General features: G+C 71.8%; 17 protein-coding genes. 1 reads left to right on the forward strand and 16 read right to left on the reverse strand.

Going from position 1 to position 16,626, the window contains the following annotated elements:
- Nucleotides 1-389 precede the first annotated feature (389 nt).
- Nucleotides 390-1,349 carry a DUF1152 domain-containing protein gene (locus ACFVYK_RS19335; RefSeq protein WP_389775291.1) on the reverse strand — a complete coding sequence of 320 codons (960 nt, stop codon included), beginning with the start codon at nt 1,347-1,349 and terminating at the stop codon, nt 390-392.
- Nucleotides 1,350-1,473: 124 nt separating this feature from the next.
- A complete protein-coding gene (locus tag ACFVYK_RS19340) occupies nt 1,474-1,695 on the reverse strand; it encodes a hypothetical protein (RefSeq protein WP_389775294.1) in 222 nt (73 codons plus the stop codon).
- 334 nt (nt 1,696-2,029) lie between these two features.
- Between ACFVYK_RS19340 and ACFVYK_RS19345 the strand changes: the two genes are divergently transcribed.
- Nucleotides 2,030-3,046, forward strand: a complete 1,017-nt coding sequence (locus ACFVYK_RS19345; protein ID WP_389775297.1) for an ArsR/SmtB family transcription factor — start codon at nt 2,030-2,032, stop codon at nt 3,044-3,046.
- Nucleotides 3,047-3,484: 438 nt separating this feature from the next.
- On the opposite strand, the gene ACFVYK_RS19350 is transcribed toward ACFVYK_RS19345, so the two are convergent.
- From ACFVYK_RS19350 to ACFVYK_RS19415, 14 genes are all read right to left on the reverse strand, one after another.
- Complete coding sequence (locus tag ACFVYK_RS19350) at nt 3,485-3,961, reverse strand: YbaK/EbsC family protein (RefSeq protein WP_389775300.1); 477 nt, start codon at nt 3,959-3,961, stop codon at nt 3,485-3,487.
- Between the two features lie 130 nt (nt 3,962-4,091).
- The gene (locus tag ACFVYK_RS19355; protein WP_389775356.1) at nt 4,092-5,204 is read right to left on the reverse strand and encodes a saccharopine dehydrogenase C-terminal domain-containing protein; all 1,113 of its coding nucleotides are present in this window, start codon (nt 5,202-5,204) and stop codon (nt 4,092-4,094) included.
- Nucleotides 5,205-5,262: 58 nt separating this feature from the next.
- Complete coding sequence (locus ACFVYK_RS19360) at nt 5,263-5,532, reverse strand: hypothetical protein (protein ID WP_389775302.1); 270 nt, start codon at nt 5,530-5,532, stop codon at nt 5,263-5,265.
- A gap of 146 nt (nt 5,533-5,678) precedes the next feature.
- Complete coding sequence (locus ACFVYK_RS19365) at nt 5,679-6,857, reverse strand: NAD(P)/FAD-dependent oxidoreductase (RefSeq protein ID WP_389775304.1); 1,179 nt, start codon at nt 6,855-6,857, stop codon at nt 5,679-5,681.
- The gene (locus ACFVYK_RS19370; RefSeq protein WP_389775308.1) at nt 6,854-7,882 is read right to left on the reverse strand and encodes an ornithine cyclodeaminase family protein; all 1,029 of its coding nucleotides are present in this window, start codon (nt 7,880-7,882) and stop codon (nt 6,854-6,856) included. Before ACFVYK_RS19370 ends, ACFVYK_RS19365 begins: the two co-directional genes overlap by 4 nt.
- A gap of 44 nt (nt 7,883-7,926) precedes the next feature.
- Nucleotides 7,927-8,922, reverse strand: coding sequence for a DMT family transporter (locus tag ACFVYK_RS19375; RefSeq protein ID WP_389775311.1), 996 nt, complete (start codon nt 8,920-8,922; stop codon nt 7,927-7,929).
- The gene (locus tag ACFVYK_RS19380) at nt 8,916-9,716 is read right to left on the reverse strand and encodes a thioesterase II family protein (protein WP_389775313.1); all 801 of its coding nucleotides are present in this window, start codon (nt 9,714-9,716) and stop codon (nt 8,916-8,918) included. The genes ACFVYK_RS19375 and ACFVYK_RS19380 overlap by 7 nt, the downstream gene beginning before the upstream one ends.
- Complete coding sequence (locus tag ACFVYK_RS19385; RefSeq protein WP_389775315.1) at nt 9,713-11,113, reverse strand: class I adenylate-forming enzyme family protein; 1,401 nt, start codon at nt 11,111-11,113, stop codon at nt 9,713-9,715. Before ACFVYK_RS19385 ends, ACFVYK_RS19380 begins: the two co-directional genes overlap by 4 nt.
- A gap of 13 nt (nt 11,114-11,126) precedes the next feature.
- Nucleotides 11,127-12,938 (reverse strand): beta-ketoacyl synthase N-terminal-like domain-containing protein, encoded by a 1,812-nt coding sequence (locus ACFVYK_RS19390; protein ID WP_389775317.1) that lies wholly within the window; start codon nt 12,936-12,938, stop codon nt 11,127-11,129.
- Entirely contained in the window at nt 12,935-13,477 is a 543-nt protein-coding gene (locus ACFVYK_RS19395) for a 3-hydroxyacyl-ACP dehydratase FabZ family protein (RefSeq protein WP_389775318.1), read from the reverse strand. Before ACFVYK_RS19395 ends, ACFVYK_RS19390 begins: the two co-directional genes overlap by 4 nt.
- Nucleotides 13,446-13,919 (reverse strand): acyl-CoA thioesterase, encoded by a 474-nt coding sequence (locus ACFVYK_RS19400; RefSeq protein WP_389775321.1) that lies wholly within the window; start codon nt 13,917-13,919, stop codon nt 13,446-13,448. The genes ACFVYK_RS19395 and ACFVYK_RS19400 overlap by 32 nt, the downstream gene beginning before the upstream one ends.
- A complete protein-coding gene (locus ACFVYK_RS19405) occupies nt 13,916-15,307 on the reverse strand; it encodes an aminotransferase class III-fold pyridoxal phosphate-dependent enzyme (protein WP_389775323.1) in 1,392 nt (463 codons plus the stop codon). Before ACFVYK_RS19405 ends, ACFVYK_RS19400 begins: the two co-directional genes overlap by 4 nt.
- Before the next feature lie 129 nt (nt 15,308-15,436).
- Complete coding sequence (locus ACFVYK_RS19410; protein ID WP_389775326.1) at nt 15,437-15,721, reverse strand: acyl carrier protein; 285 nt, start codon at nt 15,719-15,721, stop codon at nt 15,437-15,439.
- A 549-nt stretch (nt 15,722-16,270) separates the two neighbouring features.
- Nucleotides 16,271-16,534, reverse strand: coding sequence for a hypothetical protein (locus ACFVYK_RS19415; protein WP_389775328.1), 264 nt, complete (start codon nt 16,532-16,534; stop codon nt 16,271-16,273).
- Nucleotides 16,535-16,626: the final 92 nt, after the last annotated feature.

Genomic DNA, 16,626 nt, shown 5'->3' on the forward strand with positions numbered 1-16,626 from the left:
GAGGCGGCGTGGGCGGCGAACGCCGTGGCCGCGGCGGACGCCTCACTGTAGACCTCGGCCGGGGAGACGGGTACCAGGGCCGGGACGGGCGGCGTGGGGTCGAACGGAGCATGCCAGCCCGGCCCGCGCAGCGCGAGCGCCACCTCGGCGGGCATCCGTGCGCGGCCGCGGCTGTACCGCCCCTGGACCAGCAGTCCCCGCTCCAGCGCCCAGCGCGCATCCGGCTCGGAAACGGGCTGAGCCCCGAAGGTGACGAATGCCTGCGCTCGGCGCCCTGTGTCCGCCCGGCGTTCCAGCGGTCTGCGAGCGTCGGCCGACGCTCGTGCGAGCTGTCTCATTTCTTGGCGGACGCAGCGATGGCACCGGGCAGCGCGCCGTCGGTCTTCTCATCAGTGCGGGAAGCGGCGGGGCGGGCGAGTCGCCACGGATTCGCGGAATTCGGCGATGCGCGAATGGACTTGGCGCATCAGGTGGGTGTCCTCGATCCGGTCCAGGTAGAGGCAACGGGCTGCCAGGCCCGGGAGGTCGAAGGCGAAGTACAGGGACATCAGCGGGTTCACGAACAACTCACTGCCCCGGGTGCGGTCAGTGAACCGGACATCGCCGAACGAGCCGCGCACGGCTGCCGCAATGGAACCGTTCACGATGCTGGGGTACTCCGGGGTGTGATGCTGAGCGTGCGTCACCGCGTCGAGGTAGAGAGCGCCCTCACGGGTGGCACGCGGTATCGAGAACGCACCGAGGTACGCGCCGTCGCGCTCCAGCGCGGCGATGTTCTCCAAGACCTGCACATGGTTCACGCCGTGGTACGCGTCCACGCCGAAGCCGACTGAGACGACGAGGCGGGTCGGTATGCCGTCCAGCGCGGCCAGGGCCGCCACGCTGGCCAGGTCCTCTTCCGGAGTGCCGAGCCCGGCTTCGTCACCGCGCATCAGAATGTCCGTACCGCCGTCGACCAGCACCACGGCGTCGACACGGTGCAGCTCGATCAGTGCTTGGTAGGCGGCGCGCAGCGGACGCACCCCGGTCTGGGGGAAGGCGTAAACGGTGAACTGGTAGCCGTGCCGGCGCAGCCACTGAGCCAGGGTCCGCTCCGGGAAGTAACTCTGGTGCAAAGCGGAGTCGGGAGTGACGGCGGCCAGGTCGGGGGCGACCCAGTCATCGATCGGAAGACCCTCGAGGGCGCTGAAGGAGAGGTTCGCGAGATGCACCTGCTTGCCCTGATGCAAGAGGGAAAGAGCCAACGGCAGGCCGGAGTAGATGTCGAAGCCGCCACCCGCGCCCGCGACGAGGATCCGTTCGGCATCGGCAAGCCGGGTGAAAAGTGGGTTGGAGTGGAGGGACGTCATGCCGATCATTGTCCCGGGACCCGGCACCGGGCGCTCCCGAGTTCTCGACGCGACGACGGGGCGGCGGAGCAACAGGAACGAAGGCCTCCAAGCTCGACCGTCAGCGTCGGCCGGCCGCTGGCATTCATGCCCGGACCGTACCGGCAGGGCGAACGTTGCCTCCCGCGGCGCACTCATGGTCGTCGGAGGAAATGGTGCGGCGGTCTCGGGTCACCGTCACGGCGGTGACCTGGATCAGGTCCACGATCACCGGCCCGGTGTCCGCGTGGTCGACCACGACACGAAACGCCGGCGGGTCGCAATCCGTCACCCGCAACGGAGCGAACAAGGACGAAGCCGCCGCCACGAACGGCTCCGTTTTCACCGAAGTGGGAACGCTTGCCGTCCGTCATGCCGGTGCGCCCCCAGATTCCCGTCCGCGCCGTCACCCTACTGCGGCTTCGTGCACGAAATGGGGGGCCAGGGAGCGCGTACTGGTGCCCACGCACCTCGGACCCCGCCTACGCTCGTCGACCGGAACACGGACGAAAGAAGACCGCCGGCGGCTCAGTGGCACAGCCTGCAACCAGGGGGAACACGCGACGTGCGATCCTGTTCACGACTGTCCTCGCCGCCCTCTCGCGGGACCCTGAAAAGACATGACGGGAATGAAATGGGCGGACACTTGAGCGAGCGGTTCCATGTATAGCCACACCGATCTGCGTCTCGGCTCACTTGATCAGATCAGGATCTCCCTCGCGGCTCATCAGGGCGCCACTCTCCTGTCGTTGGCGGCCGACGTCTTCGGAGGACGTAGCCATGGCGTGCCCCGGCGCTGGCGCCAGCTGATACTCACCGCAGCGTCCACGGTCGGACCGTCGGTGCTCAAACCGCTGTTCGCCCCTGGATACTCGGTCATCCCGGACTGCGTCACCCCGACAGCCTGTATGCCGAACGGCGACGCGGCCTCCCAGTTCACGCAGCTGGCCGATCTCTCACCCGACACCCTCCTGGATGAGCTCGAAACGGAGTTCGGCGGCACTGTCCCGCCCCAATGGAGGCCCGTCGTCGAGCACCCGCAGCAGTGGATCCATGCCTATGCCCGTCTGCTCGAGTGCGTGTGGCGGGAGTTCCATCCGATCTGGAAGAACGCGGAAGGGCTCATCCGCGGGGAGACCGAACGAGTCGGCGCGGCACTCGTGCAGGGCTGTGCCGAGGCGATACTCCAGGGTCTGAGCGGGCGCTTCCACCTGGTGGGCGACAGTCTCCAACTGCCCGACCCGCAAGGAGCCACGTACACGCTCAATGAGCGACGCCTGATCCTGGTCCCCATCGTGTCGGGACCCGGTGCCTCCATGTTCGCGATGGATCACCCCGACCTGGTCTGGATCGGCTACCCGCTGCCCGGCATAGGCCGGTTGTGGGAAACCTCCGCGATGCCTGCCAAGCAGGCGAAGGACGCACTGTCCTTGGTGGTCGGCCAATTGCGGGCAGCGATTCTGCGCGCAGCGGCGCAGCCGCTGACCATGGGAGAACTCGCAGTCCTGCTCGATTGCAGCCCTGCGAACGCCACCCATCACTGCCGTCACCTCGTGGACGCCGGACTCCTCGAACGCCACCGCGAGGGGCGGCACGTAAGGATCAGCCGTACCGAACGAGGCGACGCCGTGGTGGACTTGCTGTCGCAAGCCCGCGCGGTACCGGTCGACCTCCGGTGACCGAGGCACGGGTGGTGGATCCGGAGACTCCGGTTCTGCTGGCGCTGAGTGGCCGGCCGCAGGTGGTGCAGGTGCAGGCCCCAGCAACCAGACGGCCCCATCCCGCTCAATCAGGGTGCCGTCAACACGTGCGCTACGACCTCCTCCAGATCGCCGCCGAACCTGGCCTCACAATGATCACGTACACCGCCGAACCCTTGACCGGGGACGGCCTCGGAGGTCTCGGTCAGCGCCTGCGGGGCCCACGTCGGAGGCAGGCGCGGTCTCACGACAACCTGCCCCTGCTCGCCTCCTGGGCGGCCGGCCAGGACCACACCACTGCGCACCGGGCATCTTCGACGCTGCACGTCACACCGCCCTCGCACCAGGAATGACGACGGCGTCCAACCGGAACAGACGGTAACCAGGCGACCGTCGGGTGGCAGTTGGAGCGAACCGTCAGTCACCGGCCACCCTCGCCGTCCTGGCACCGGTCAGGCGGACCAGGTCCGCACAGGTCGTCCGGAACACGGTATGCGCGAGTCCCGCTCCCGCCCAGATGTGCGGATACGCGTAAAGATGCTCGTCGATCAGTGTCGGCAGGGGGTCGGGGTGGCCGATCGGGGCGACGCCGCCGACGCGCTGGCCGGTGACCTCGAGGACGTAGTCGGGGTCGGCCCGCCGGACCCTGCGGTGGGCCACGCCGCAGAGACCGGCCAGGAGACGGGTGTCGACGCGGTGTCCGCCGCTGGTGACGACCAGGAGCGGTGTGCCGTCGACGCGGAAGACGATGCTGTTGGCGACGGCGCCCACGGCGCAGCCCAGTTGTGCTGCCGCCGCGGCGGCCGTCGGGGCGGGGTCGGGCAGTTCCACGGTGCTGACCGGGGCGCCGTGCTCGGCCAGGACCTCGCGAACCCGCTGGACTGCCGTGTGCATGAACGGGCCTCCATGGGGCGGTGCGCCCCTGTCGACGGTGCGACGCGTGCGGGTGATCCGCCGCTCGTCGCACCTGCGGACGGTCGGTCGTACCGCATGGATATAGCACGGCTGCCGTACGGGAGGACGCTCAGCCGGGGAGGTGGCGGGTGAAGTCGATGCCCTGTCCGGCGAGGCGGGCGAGGGCCTGTTCGGACTCGTCGGCCCCGCGGGCGGCGCAGGTCAGCCCCGCCGGCAGGAAGCCGTGCAGGATCTGTTCCACCCCGTCGGCCAGTGGCCGGGAGACGCAGCGGGCCATGGCGCTCTCGGCGGCGTCGCCGACGGTGTCGAGGAGGTAGTGGCCCTCCCAGGCGTCCCCGGCATCGTCGCGAACGTCGAGGGAGACCGCCAGGACCACGCGGTCGCGGTCGCTGTCGGTGGTGGGATGGCGTGCAGCCAACTCGTCGGCCAGGTGCGCGATCCGTGTGTCGTCACCGCGGCGCAGTTCGGCGAAGACCGGTTCCCAGGCGTTGAGCCAGCCGCTCAGGCGCAGCGTGCCCCGGACGAACGTGTCCACGCTCCACTGCGGGGGCAGCCCGTACTGAGCGATGAAGGGCACGCTGTCCCGATTGGGGTACACCTCGAAGGTCTCGCCGCCGACCGTCTGCGTGACGGCGGCCTCCCACGGCCTCGCGGCAGTGACCCGGGCGCCGTCCGCCACGTAACGGGCGGGCGTGCGCAGCGCTCCCAGGACGCCCCGGGGCGCCCAACTGAAGCGGTAGCGGAAGGCGTTGGGAACGGCCGGCACTCCCCCGCAGTAGGACGTGAAGCGGACCCGTGCGGGAGCCTCGCCCCACTGTGCCCTGGCCCGGCCGATCAGGCTGTGGGCGAAGAGATGGTCGATGCCCGGGTCGAGACCGGCCTCCGCGAGGATCACGGTGCCGTTCGCGGCGGCGGCCGGGGCGAGTGCGCGCATGGTGTCGGAGGTGTAGCTGCTGCAGGCGAAATGGGCCCGGCGGCCGACGCAGATGTGCAGCAGCGCGTCGTGTTCGCAGGCGGGCAGCATGGAGACCACGATGTCGCCGGGAGCCAGTTCGGCGCTCAACGCTTGGGGGGTGAAGGCACGGGGGGCGACGCGCCCGGACAGCCCGAGCCGGTCCAGAGCCTTCTCGGCGCGGTCGGCGCTGCGGTGCCAGAGCCGTACCCGCGGTGCCGTCCTGAGGACGGCAGCGAGGCCGCTGCCCGTGGACAGGCCGGCGCCCATCCAGTGCACGGTGCCGGTGGGGGCGATCGCGTCGGTCGCGGCAGTCACATCGGTCACATCACTCACGTCCGGTCCTTTCCGTGGTGCGGTCGTTGTCCGTCGGCAGTGCCGTGGGGAAACAGGGCCGCGCAACGGCGCCACGGGAAGGCCGGGTCGTTGCGGCCGTGTGCGCGAGCTGGGGCAGCAGCGCCGCGGCGAAGTCCGTACTGGCTTCCTCGGGCAGCAGCGAGGGAAGGTCGTCCAGGGCGATCAGGTCGAACGGCGAGGTGTCCAGCAGTCTGCGTACGGGCCGCTGCCAGGTGGTCGTCGTGTCGTGGACCGGCCACATGCCGCCTCCGATCCGACCTCGCACGTCACGTCGCAGACGGTGGTGAGCCCGCGGTGCGGGGCGTCGGGGGCGCGCGGGGCGAGGAAGGGGGTGGCCGGCCCGGTGCTGAGCGCGGCGTTGACAAGCCTGGGTGGTCCGGGTTCCGCTCACACGAGATTGGCTTCCGGGCGGGCCTCCTGAACGGCGAAACGCTCGGCCCGCAGCGGGGACACGTCGACGAAAGGCTCCCGGCCGAGGTACAGGTCACGTATCACCTCGCCCACCGCGGGCGCCTGGAGGAAGCCGTGTCCGGAGAACCCGGTGGCGTACAGGAAGCGCGTGGGTCCGCAGGCCTCGCCGATCAGCGCGTTGTGGTCGGGGGTGGTCTCGTACAGTCCGGCCCAGCCGCCGGTGACGCGCGCCTGCAGCAGGGCGGGGGCGCGCCGGCTCATCGCGGCGTGCAGCCGGGGCAGCCACGCGTCGGAGACCTTGGTGCGGAAGCCCGGCGTCTCCTCGGGGTCGGACATGCCCAGCAGGACGCCGGGGCCCTCCCCGTGGAAGTAGAAGCTGCTGTCGAAGTCGATCGTCATGGGCACGTCGCACGGCATCCCTGGCACCGCCCCGGTGACGGCGATCTGACGGCGCAGCGGCTGCACGGGCAGCTCGACGCCCGCCATGGCGCCGATCTCGGCCGACCAGGCACCGGCCGTGCAGATGACGTCGGACGTGGCGATGCTCCCCCGGGAGGTGAGGACCGCCGTGATGTCCGAGCCCTTCGTCTCGATGCCGGTGACCGCGCAGTGCCGGACGATCACCACACCGTGCCGGCGTGCGGCGTCGGCGTAACCGTGCACCACCGCCTCGGGGGTGCAGTGCCCGTCGTCGGGGGAGAAGGCGGCTGCCAGCAGCCCCTCGGTGCTGATCAGCGGGGACAGCCGCTGCGCCTCGGCCGCGTCGATCATGCGGCTGGGCACGCCCAGCCCGTTCTGCAACCGCACACCGGCCTCGAAGGAAGCCACCTGCTCGGGTGTCGACAGGAGGAAGAGATACCCCACCCGATGCAGCCCGATGTCGTGCCCCGGCTCCTCGGCGAAGCGGCCGAAGGCCTCCAGGCTCCGGGCGCCGAGCTGGATGTTCAGTACGTCGGAGAACTGCGCCCGGACTCCCCCTGCGGCCTTGGAGGTGGAGCCGCAGGCCAGTTGGTCCCGCTCGACGAGCACCACGTCGCGCACACCGGCACGGGCGAGGTGATAAACGATGCTGGCGCCCATCACTCCGCCGCCGATGACGACCACCGACGCCCGTCCCGGCAGGACGCCGCCCGGCCGGGCCCCGCGCCCGCTCATCGCCCGGCCGCCGGCCGCTCGTCCGGCGCTGGTCGTACGTCCTCGGCCGCCGGCCCGCCGTGTGCGGCCCTGGCTGCGTCGACGACGGCCCAGGCCGCCGCCGCGTCCTGGAGACCGAGGCCCACGCTGAAGTACAGGACGATGTCCTGCTCGCAGGAGCGCGCCGCACGTTGCCCGGTCAGCACCTGCCCGAGGGGCACGAGGTCACCGGGCACGAGGTCGCCGCCGCCGATCGCGGCGACCACGGGACCCGCGTGCGCGGCGGCGGTGTGCGGATCGTCCACGACGACTGCGGCGGCCCGTTGCAGAGCGTGCGCGTCCACCTCGTGCCGGTCGGGTTCGAACGAGCCGACGCCCACCACCGTGGCGCCCGGTGACAGCCACCGGCCGCGCAGGACCGGCTCACGGCTGAGGGTGCAGGTGGCGACCACGGGCACGCCGTTCACCGCCTCCCGTGCGCTGTCCGCCGCGTCGGCCCGCACCCCGAGTTCGGCGGCGATGCGCTCGGCGGCCAGGAGGCGGTGCTTCTCGGTGGGACTCCACACGCGTACCGCGCGCAGCGGCCGTACCCGTGCGACAGCACGGGCGTGGGCCAGCGCCTGAGTGCCCGAGCCGAGCAGTCCCAGCTCGTCCGCGCCCGCGAGCGCGAGCGCGTCGACGGCCACCGCGCTCGCCGCGGCGGTGCGCAGGGTCGTCACCGTGGTGCCGTCCAGCACCGCGACGACGGCCCCGGTCCCGGGGTCGAGAACGACGACGACCGCGTTCACGCTGGGCAGGTTGTGTGCGCGGTTGGAGGGGCGGACGCTGCCGAACTTGGCGACCGCGCCGGTGTCCGCGGAAAGGCGGGACACGTAACAGAACATCACGCTGTCGTCGAAGCGGCTCGGATGCATGACCTTCGGCGGGAGGTCGGCCGTGCCGTGGGCGAGGGCGGTGAACGCTCGGCGCTGGGAGGCGATGGCGTCGTCCATTCCCAGCAGTGTCGCGACCTCCTCGGCCGAACAGAAGAGCGGACGTGTGGGCATGGGGTCTCCTGGTTCTCCTCGGGGGAAGGACGAGCGGCGGCCGGTCAGCGGCGCGGGGGCGGCTGCCCGGACCGTGGTGGCGTGGCGTCGTGGTCCCGGGAGGGCTGCGGTGGCGGGGCGGTGCCGTGGTCCCGCGAGAGCTGCCGCGGTGGCGGCGCGGGCTGCGGGCCCGGCGGCGAGGGACGGCGGGAGAGGACGCCGGCTGTGGCACCGGTCAGGACCAGGGCGGCCCCCAGGAGTTGCAGCCACGTCAGCCCGCTGCTCAGGAACACCGCGCTGGCGACGATGCTCACCACGGGCTCCAGCATGCTGCCGATCGACGCACGCGTCGGACCGATCAGGGTCATCCCGAGGAAGAAGCAGAGAATCGCCACGACCGTGGAGATCAGGGCCAGGGCGAGCACCCAGAGCCAGCCCCGGAGCGCGAACCCGAGCCTCAAATCGCCCGTGGCCGCCCCGTACAGCAGGAAGGAGACCGCCGCGGCCGCCGAGACGCAGGCGGTCATCACCACGGGATGCACACGGGCGCTCACCCGGTCGCCGTACAGGATGTAGGCGGTGTAGACCCCGGCGGCGCCGAGCACCTGCAGGACGCCCACGATGTCCAGGTCCGCCCCGATGCGGCCCAGCACGAGTGACACTCCCGCGAAGGACGCCACCATCGAGCCCACGATGGCCAGGGAGGGCCTGTCCCGGCCGACGACGGCGGACACGGTGGCCACCAGGGCCGGGTACACGTACAGCAAGAGCGCGGCCAGCGCGGGCGAGATGTGTTTGACGGACGAGAAGTACAGCGCCGACTGAGCCGTGTACAGGACCCCGCCCAGCACGACCAGCCGCAGCAGGTCCGCCCGCTTCGGGGGGCCGGTGCGACGCGCGTGGCGGATCGCGTACGGGACGAAGACCGCCGCGGCGAGGGCGAAGCGAAGGAAGAGCAGCGTGGCGAGGGTCAGCCCGTCACGGTAGGCGAACGTGGCGAAGACGGGCATGAGCCCGAAGCCGGTCGCGGAGAGCCCGATGAGCAAGTAGCCCTTCACCATCCGTGACCTTCTTCTCCGACGGACGAGCGCCCGGGCGGCCCGGGTTCGGGCCGCCGCAGTTGCTCGCTGATGAGCCCCATCAGCCAGGGAACCCTTTCGTACAGGGCGAAATGGCCGCCCTCATGGTGGGCCACGGTGCAGCCTTCGTCGGAGTACCGCTCCCACTGCGTCAGCACGGCGTCGTCCGTCAGAGGGTCCTGGCGTCCTGCCAGTACGAGCAGGGGCGCCGCCGTGCGTCGGGGCTGTCGCCCGGGCAGGTAGGTGTGGGCCATCCGCAGGTCGGCGCGGAAGCCGGGCAGGAAGAAGTGCGCGGCGATCGAAGGACTGAGCCCGGGCGGCACGCTCCCGAGGACCCGGAGTTCGGCGAGCAGTTCGCCGTCGGTGAGGTCGAGGACCCGACGCGTCCAGGCGGGCGGGCAGTGCGGCGGGTTACGCCCGGACACCACGAGCAGCGCCGGCCTCGGCCGGTCCGTCGGCCCCGCTGCGGCAGCCATCTCGTACGCGATCAGGCTGCCCATGCTGTGCCCGAGCAGGACGTACGGGTTCGGCCCGGCCGTGGCGCGCACCGTGGCGGCGAAGTCGCGGGCGATTTCCCGTACCGACCGCGCGGCGGACGCTCCCGCCCGCGTGCCTCGTCCCGCCGGTTCCAGCGGCACCACCTCGACGCCGGGCGGAGCGTGCCGCTGCCAGCCCCGGAAGACACGGGCCGAACCTCCGGCGTGCGGTACGCAGAACAGCCGGAGCACCGCGTCCCGGCGGGGCGGTGCGGTGCGGAGGACGGACGGCGCGGTCACTTGTGGAAGCCCTCCTGGTCCGCCCCGGTCACCGTGACGGTGCGGGGGCGCTCCGACGGCATGAGGACGGAGTTGAGGCTCCGCCGCATGCTCTGCGCCGCGTCGGGCTGCGGATCGGCCACCTCCAACTCCACCTCCAGGAAGGACTCTCCGTCGTCCGCCGTTCCCACCTTCGTCACACAGCGCACCACACCGGGCAGGGTCAGCGCGGTCCGGCGGACGGAGCCGAGGGAGACCTTTTCGCCCCTGATCATCACGAAGTCCGACAGGCGGCCCCGGAAGAAGAGGTAGCCGTCCTCGATGCGGAAGACGTCACCGGTCGCGACGACCCCCCGGGCGGCCGGCGTCCGATCGGCTCCCGGTGCGTCGGAGATCTTGCGCACGAGCGCCGTGTCGCTGGCGACCATGAGCTCACCGGTTCCCTCGTCACCGGGCTGCTCGCGCAGCCAGACTCGGACCCCGGGCAACGGCAGCCCCACGGAGGCGTACCGGTGAGGGGGTTCGGCGTGCGCGGCGAGGGTGGACACCCGCGGCCCCGCCTCGGTCAGCCCGTAGGTGAGGTACAGCTCCCCGCCGGGACGGCACGCCAGCAGCCGGGCCACCTGCTCCGGCGGCACGTGGTCGCCGCCGACGGTGAGCGCCCGGACGCCCGACGGTGCTCCCGTGGATTCTTCGAGGAGCCGCCGGACGATCGTCGGCGTGATGGAGGAGTGGGTCACCCCGTGGTCCGCGATCTGTTTGAGATACCCGGCCGGGGAGAAGGGCGGCCCGGACACCACCACCCTGGCGCCGCACACGTACGCGGCCAGCACCTGCGCGACCATCGCGTACGAGTAGTACAGGGGCAGGTTGACGAGGACGGTGTCGCCCGCGCGCATCCCCACCGCCCCGGCGTGCCGCTCCGCGTTGCGCAGCAGGGACGAGGCCCGGTGCAGGCAGGCGCTGGCGGCCCCGGACGTCCCGGAGGTCGACATGAGCACGTCTCCTGCCCGGTACGGGGGCGGGCCGCTCGCCTCGTTCAGCAGGACGGCCGCGCCGCCCGGGACCAGGTGGGCGCGCGGGACGCCGTAGCGCTGGGGGTCCGGCCGGGCGGCGATCAGCGCCCGGACGTGGAGTCGCCGGGCCAGCCTGCGGATGCGCGCCGAGGGGGTCGCCGGGGCGACGGCGAGCGGCACGAGCCCCAGGAGCAGGGCGGACAGGTACAGGCGCAGCATGTGCAGGGAGTTGGAGAGCGCAAGCAGCACGGCGCTGCCGGGAGGCAGGCCCAGTGCGGCCAACGCGGCCAGGGTGTCGTCCAGCGACGGCTCGGGGCGGTCCGTCGCGCCGGGCTCGCAGGCGCGGTCCAGGAACTCGGCGACCCGCCGGTGTTCTAACAGGAGGTCATCCGTGGCAGACATCCGTGGTGTCCCTTCATGGCCGCTGCACCGCGTCGGCGGCCGGCGGGTCGGTGAGCAGTTCCCGGGCGAACCCGGCGCCGTGGGCGCCGTCGTCGTCGGGCGTCCCGGCACGGAGCACCACGCAGGTCGCCGTGCACGAGTCGCCGTCCTGCCGGTACGCGGCCCACAGGACGTACCTCGCGCGGCCGGTGTGCAGCCAGTCCCCGGCCAGCGCCGTCGCGACGTCCGCGGCGTCGTCGACGTCCGCCTCCAGGACCAGGGACGGGCCTCGCAGGCCGAGGGTGAGGCAGGTGAGTCCGGCCAGGATGCCGGGGTTGGAGCCCGCGAACCGCAGGGGCGAGACCCGGCCGCGGGCCGCGTCCCGGGCGATCCTGAGGTGCGTGGGCAGGGCCCGGCCGTCGTTGGTGACCAGGACGGCGACCTCGTCGGGCTCCGCCAGGACCTCCTCCCGGCAGGGGGCGAGCGCCTCTTCGGCCGCGGAGACGATCAGCCAGGCGACCGGGTCGGCGTAGAAGGACGGTTTGTTGCGCGTGCACGACGCGGGGTCGGCGACGGACACGGTCGCGTGCCCGGCGACGGCGAGAGGCAGGGCCGGCGCGCGGCCGCCGGACCCGGAAGGCATCGTGGTGGGCGCGTCGACCCCGGCGGACGGCGCCCGCGTGACCGCGTCGTCCCCGGCGGGCGGCTCGGAGTCGAACAGCAGGCAGGTGTTGAATCCGCCGAACCCCAGGGTGAGGCTGATGCCTTGCGTCCCGTGCGCCTTCTCCGGCCCTCCGCGGGGCAGCCGCAGCGACGACAGCCCCGGCAGCGAGGAGGAGAGCCCATGGAGGGGAGGCACCTGTCCCTCCCGGAGGGCGAGCACGGTGGCCACCGCCTCGATCGCCCCGGTGGCACCGAGACTGTGGCCGAGCGCCCCCTTGGTTGCGAAGACCACTGCGGCGGGCCCGGTCCGGACGCCGCCGAAGAGCCGCTGTACGGCGGCGGCTTCGACCTCGTCGTTGAGCGGGGTGCCGGTGCCGTGCGCGCAGATCACGGCAACGTCGGCGGGCACGCTGCCCGACCCTGCGAGGGCTCGCTGCACCGCCGCGGTCACGGTGCGCCCGGACGGGTCCGGTGCGGTCAGCCCGGAGGCGTCGTTGGCCGAACCCGCGCCGCTCAGCGTCGCGTACACCCGGGCGCCCCGGCGGCGGGCCGCGGCGGCGCCCTCCAGCACCAGGAAGCCCGCGCCCTCACCGAGGGTCATGCCGTCGTGCGCCACGTCGAAGGCGCGCAGCCCGGTGGGGCTCATCGTGCCGAGTGCGGAATGACCCAGCCGCTTGGCCTCGGTCAGGACGTCCACCCCGCCCGCCAGGACGATTCCCTCGCCGTCGCCCGCGTGGAGCAGTGCCCGGGCGAGCAACAGGCTGTCGGCGCCGGCCGAGCAGGCGGTGGTGACCACCAACGGCCTTTTATGGTGGCCGAGTTGGCGGGTCGCCGCGACGGCCCAGTCCTCCTGGGGGTCTTCGCAGTCGATGCGGGCGTCGAAGCTGGTGCCCGCAACGAAGGTCAGCCGCCCGTCGTCCGCCGCCACGCCCGCGTCCCGCAAGGCCGCGGCCATGGTGCGCACCGCGAGGGCGACCTGCCGGTCCCAGGCCTCCCGGGCTCCGGGGCGGTAGGCCGGGGAGGGCACGGCGGCGCAACGTTGCGTGCGCAGCCGGTGCGGCGACGGTTGGTCGGCGGCGCCCGTCGCGCCCGAGCAGAGCCGCTGCCACACCTCCTGAAGGCCGTCGCCCAGCGGAGTGGCCCAGGCCATGCCGGTGACGACGGCCTCGGGCCCGGCACTCACCACAGCTGACGGCCGAGGTCCGCGGCCTTCCTGCGGGTCAGCGTTCCGCGGAAGGCGGCGACCGTGAGACCGTCGACGGTCGCCTGGCACGAGAAGAAGAACGTGGTGCCGACCAGCCGGTCGGCTCGGACGTCGAAGATCACTTGGTCGCCGGGGACGACGGGCCTGGTGAACCGCGACTTGACGGAACCGATCAGCGTCAGCTCGTCGTCGGCCAGCGGGCTGGTGCTCATTTGGTAGAGGATGATCCCCGACTGGGCGAAGGCCTGCATCAGGTGGCTCCCCGGATAGATGGCCCGTTCCGGGAAGTGTCCTGATATGGCGTCGAGGTTCCCGGACACCGACAGCAGGCTCTTGAGGAAGACCCCGGGCTCGTGGTCGGTGATCCGGTCGATGTAGATCATCGGGTGGCGGTGGCGCAGCCACTTCTTGAGCTCCGAGAAGCCGATCTGCCGGTCGGCGCCCTGCTGCGGCCCCTGCGCCGGGGGCACGGCCGCTGCCGTGCGTTCAGCGGGCTGCGATGTCGTGTCGAGCTGCATCGGCGACGATCCCTTTCAGAGTGTGACGGACAGCCGGAGGCAGCGGCGCCGGGCCGCCGGTCGCCGGGTGGACGCCTGCGAAGGTGAGGGTTGCGGAGGCGAGTTCGGTGCGTGAGCCGTCCGTCTCCTCGCGCAGCAGACTGGCGGCCACCCGGATGCGGGCGGCCCCGACGTGCTCCACCACGACCTCCCCGGCGATCAGGTCCCGGTAGGCGCCCGGCCTGCGGTAGCGCACCGTGAGCTCGGTGACGGCGAGATCGGCGCCGAGTTCGGCGATCCGGGCCAGACCCGCACCGTGTTCCTCGAAGTGGTCGAGTACGAAGGTCTCCAGGAGGGAGACGTACCGGGAGAAGTGGACGACCCCGGAGGCGTCGGTGTCGACGTGCTCGATCCGGCGCCGCACCGTACCGATGGCGGTAGCCGGGGCGTCTGCCGAGGTCACAGCGTCTCCTGGAAGCGCCGGGTGCCCTCCCCCAGCCGGTCGACGATCTCGTCCGCCTGCGCCTCGCTGGTGATCAGCGGCGGAGCGATCCGCATCGTCGGGTACACGTAGCGCAGACCGTGGGAGCGCTTTCCGGCGCCGGCCATGAACTCGACGTACACTCCGGCCGAGATCAGGTGGGTGCGCAGGAGGTCCAGTTGAGCCGATGCGGTCTCGGACAACTCCACACCATGCATGACGCCGAGGCCCCGCGTGTGCGTGTAGATCTCGGGGAAGCGCCCGACGAGCCCGGACCGCAGCCGGTCGGCCAGCCGTGCGCCCAGTTCTGCGGAGTGCTTGAGCAGCCCCTCGCTCACCAGGTGGTCGATGCCGTCGTGCATCACGGCGCAGGTCAGCGGACGTAGGTCGGAGGTGGAGATGGTGCCGGTGGCACGGGCCCGCAGCTCTCGGCGGGCGATGACCATGGAGGTCGACAGCGCGCCCATTCCCAGGCTCTTGCCGATCACCGTGATGTCGGTGGGCACCGGCCCCTGCGCGTCGTGCATGCCGAACCACCGGCCGGTCTTAGCGAAGGTCAGCACCTCGTCGGCGACCAGCCAGGTGCCGTTGTCCCCGCACCTGCCCGACAGGCGGCGCAGGTACCCGGGCGGGGGCGGCAGGATTCCGGCGTCGCCCTGGACGGGCTCGACGAAGACGGCGAGCAGCCGCTCGGAGTTGGCGGCGAAGTACTCCTCCAGAGCACCCTCGTCGCCGAACGGGATGTGTTCCACTCGCAGGCCGTAGTCGTGGTCCGCGACGGGGGCCGGCAGACCCACCCGGTAGTGCCGGCGGTTGAGGAACGGCAGCAGGCCGTGGGTCCAGCCGTGCCAGGCGCCCTCGAACGCCAGGATGGTGTCCCGCTTCTCGCGCCCGGGGCGGTGGCGCAGACGCCTGGTATCGAACCGCGATTCGAGGACCAGCCGGAGGGCCAGTTCCAGCCCCTCGGAGCCGGAGTTGCGGCCCGCGACGTGGTAGGCGTCGCCGGGGAAGTGGTCCGTCCACAGTCCCTCTGCCCCGAACAGATGGTCCAGCAGGGCCGCCCTTTCGCGGGACGCCATCTCGTCGGTCACGTAGCCGGTGTCGGTGACGGCCCGCTGCAGAGAACGCCGCACGCTGTCGTGGCCGGCGCCCAGGCAGGCGCTCCCGTAGCCGCCGCTGGCGTCCAAGAGGGTGAAGGTCTCGCCGCGTCGGGGCCCGGCGAGCTCGACCGCCTCCAGCTCGACGCCCCGGGCGCCCAGGCAGGCGAACGGCAGGGGTGGGCGGCCGTAGTGGTTGTAGTGCATGGACTGGCTTCGCTGGAGCTGGTCGAGTTCGGACTCGGTGAGCCGGGTGCTGACTGGCGCGGACAACGGTGTCTCCGTCCCTGACGATGCGATGAGTGATCGTTTCCGTGCACGTGTGCGGCGGAGGCGGGGATGCCCCCTGGCGTCGGCCGCTGGGCCCGGGCCAGTGCCGAACCGATGGGGCGGGGCGAACCGTCAGCCGGCGGGCTGGACGGTGTTCTCCTGTTCCTTCAGCAGCCGCTCCACGAGACTGACGACCGTGCCGAGGGTGGCGAAGTGCTCGGGCGAGAAGTCGTCCTCCGAGATGGTGATGCCGTAGTTCTCCTCGCACAGCACACGCAGTTCCACGAAGCCGAGCGAGTCGAGCCCGTAGACGTCCCGCAGGCTGTCGTCCGCGTCCATCCGGCCGACCGGGACCTCCACCATGAGTTCGGTTGAGAGCAGTGCCTTGACGGTCTGTGCCACGTTCGTCGAGTTCACTCGGATCTCCTCTTCGACAGCCCTGACCAGGGCGACCGGGCGATGCGGTTGACCGTGGAACGAAGGACCGGCCATTGGGGAAGGCCCCGGTCGGTCTCCGGCGCCAGGGCCGCGGCATGCGGCGTCGGGCAACGCCGTGGGCGACAAGGATTCATGGGGAAGGGCGAACCAGATTCAACGATGGCCCGCATGATCGTCACAAGCGGCCCCGGCAAAGTTGGCGGCATCCGCCACCTTGCGGCCTGCCGCGCATCCGCCGCCGAAGCCATCGGTCCGCAGGTGGAGCACGGAACGGGGTCGTCGAGGAATCTTCCTCGGGGATGTCGGGTTCCCGCCACCCGGTCCGCGGGCTGCTCCCCCGGCCGTCTTGCGGGCCCCCGGGCCGCCGGGCACCCTGGGAACCGTCCGGCGCAGACCGGGCCGCGCACGGGTCGTCGCGTTCTTGACGTCCGCACTCAACTCCCTTTTGTTCGACGAGAGTTCACATCTGAGAAGCCGGGGCACGAGCCGCCGCGCCCTGTGACGACGGGCGCCGAACCACCAAGAGGTTCACTTGGACACACCGGACGCGTACCGCGCGGACATCGCGGCACGGCACGCCGCCAGGTTCGACCGCGACCGGCTGACGGCGACGCCCGCCGACCTCTCGGGCTGCCAGGCGTCAACCCCTTCGGCGCGCCGCCGGACGGCGACGCCGGAGAGCGGAAGGTGGCCGACTACCTGGACGGCCGGCTCCAAAAACTCGCGTGGGCGTGCCGGGTCACGGAGTTCGCCCCCGGGCGGTACGACCTCGTCGCCGAGGCCGGCGATCACCTGAATGGTGTGACGGTCCCGGACTACGTGCCTCGATGCGTTTGTCGACCTCGACAACCTGCTGGTTGAGGGCCATCACCTCTGTCGTCGGC

It is taken from the genome of Streptomyces sp. NPDC058291, from assembly GCF_042880855.1.
Taxonomy (GTDB): domain Bacteria; phylum Actinomycetota; class Actinomycetes; order Streptomycetales; family Streptomycetaceae; genus Streptomyces.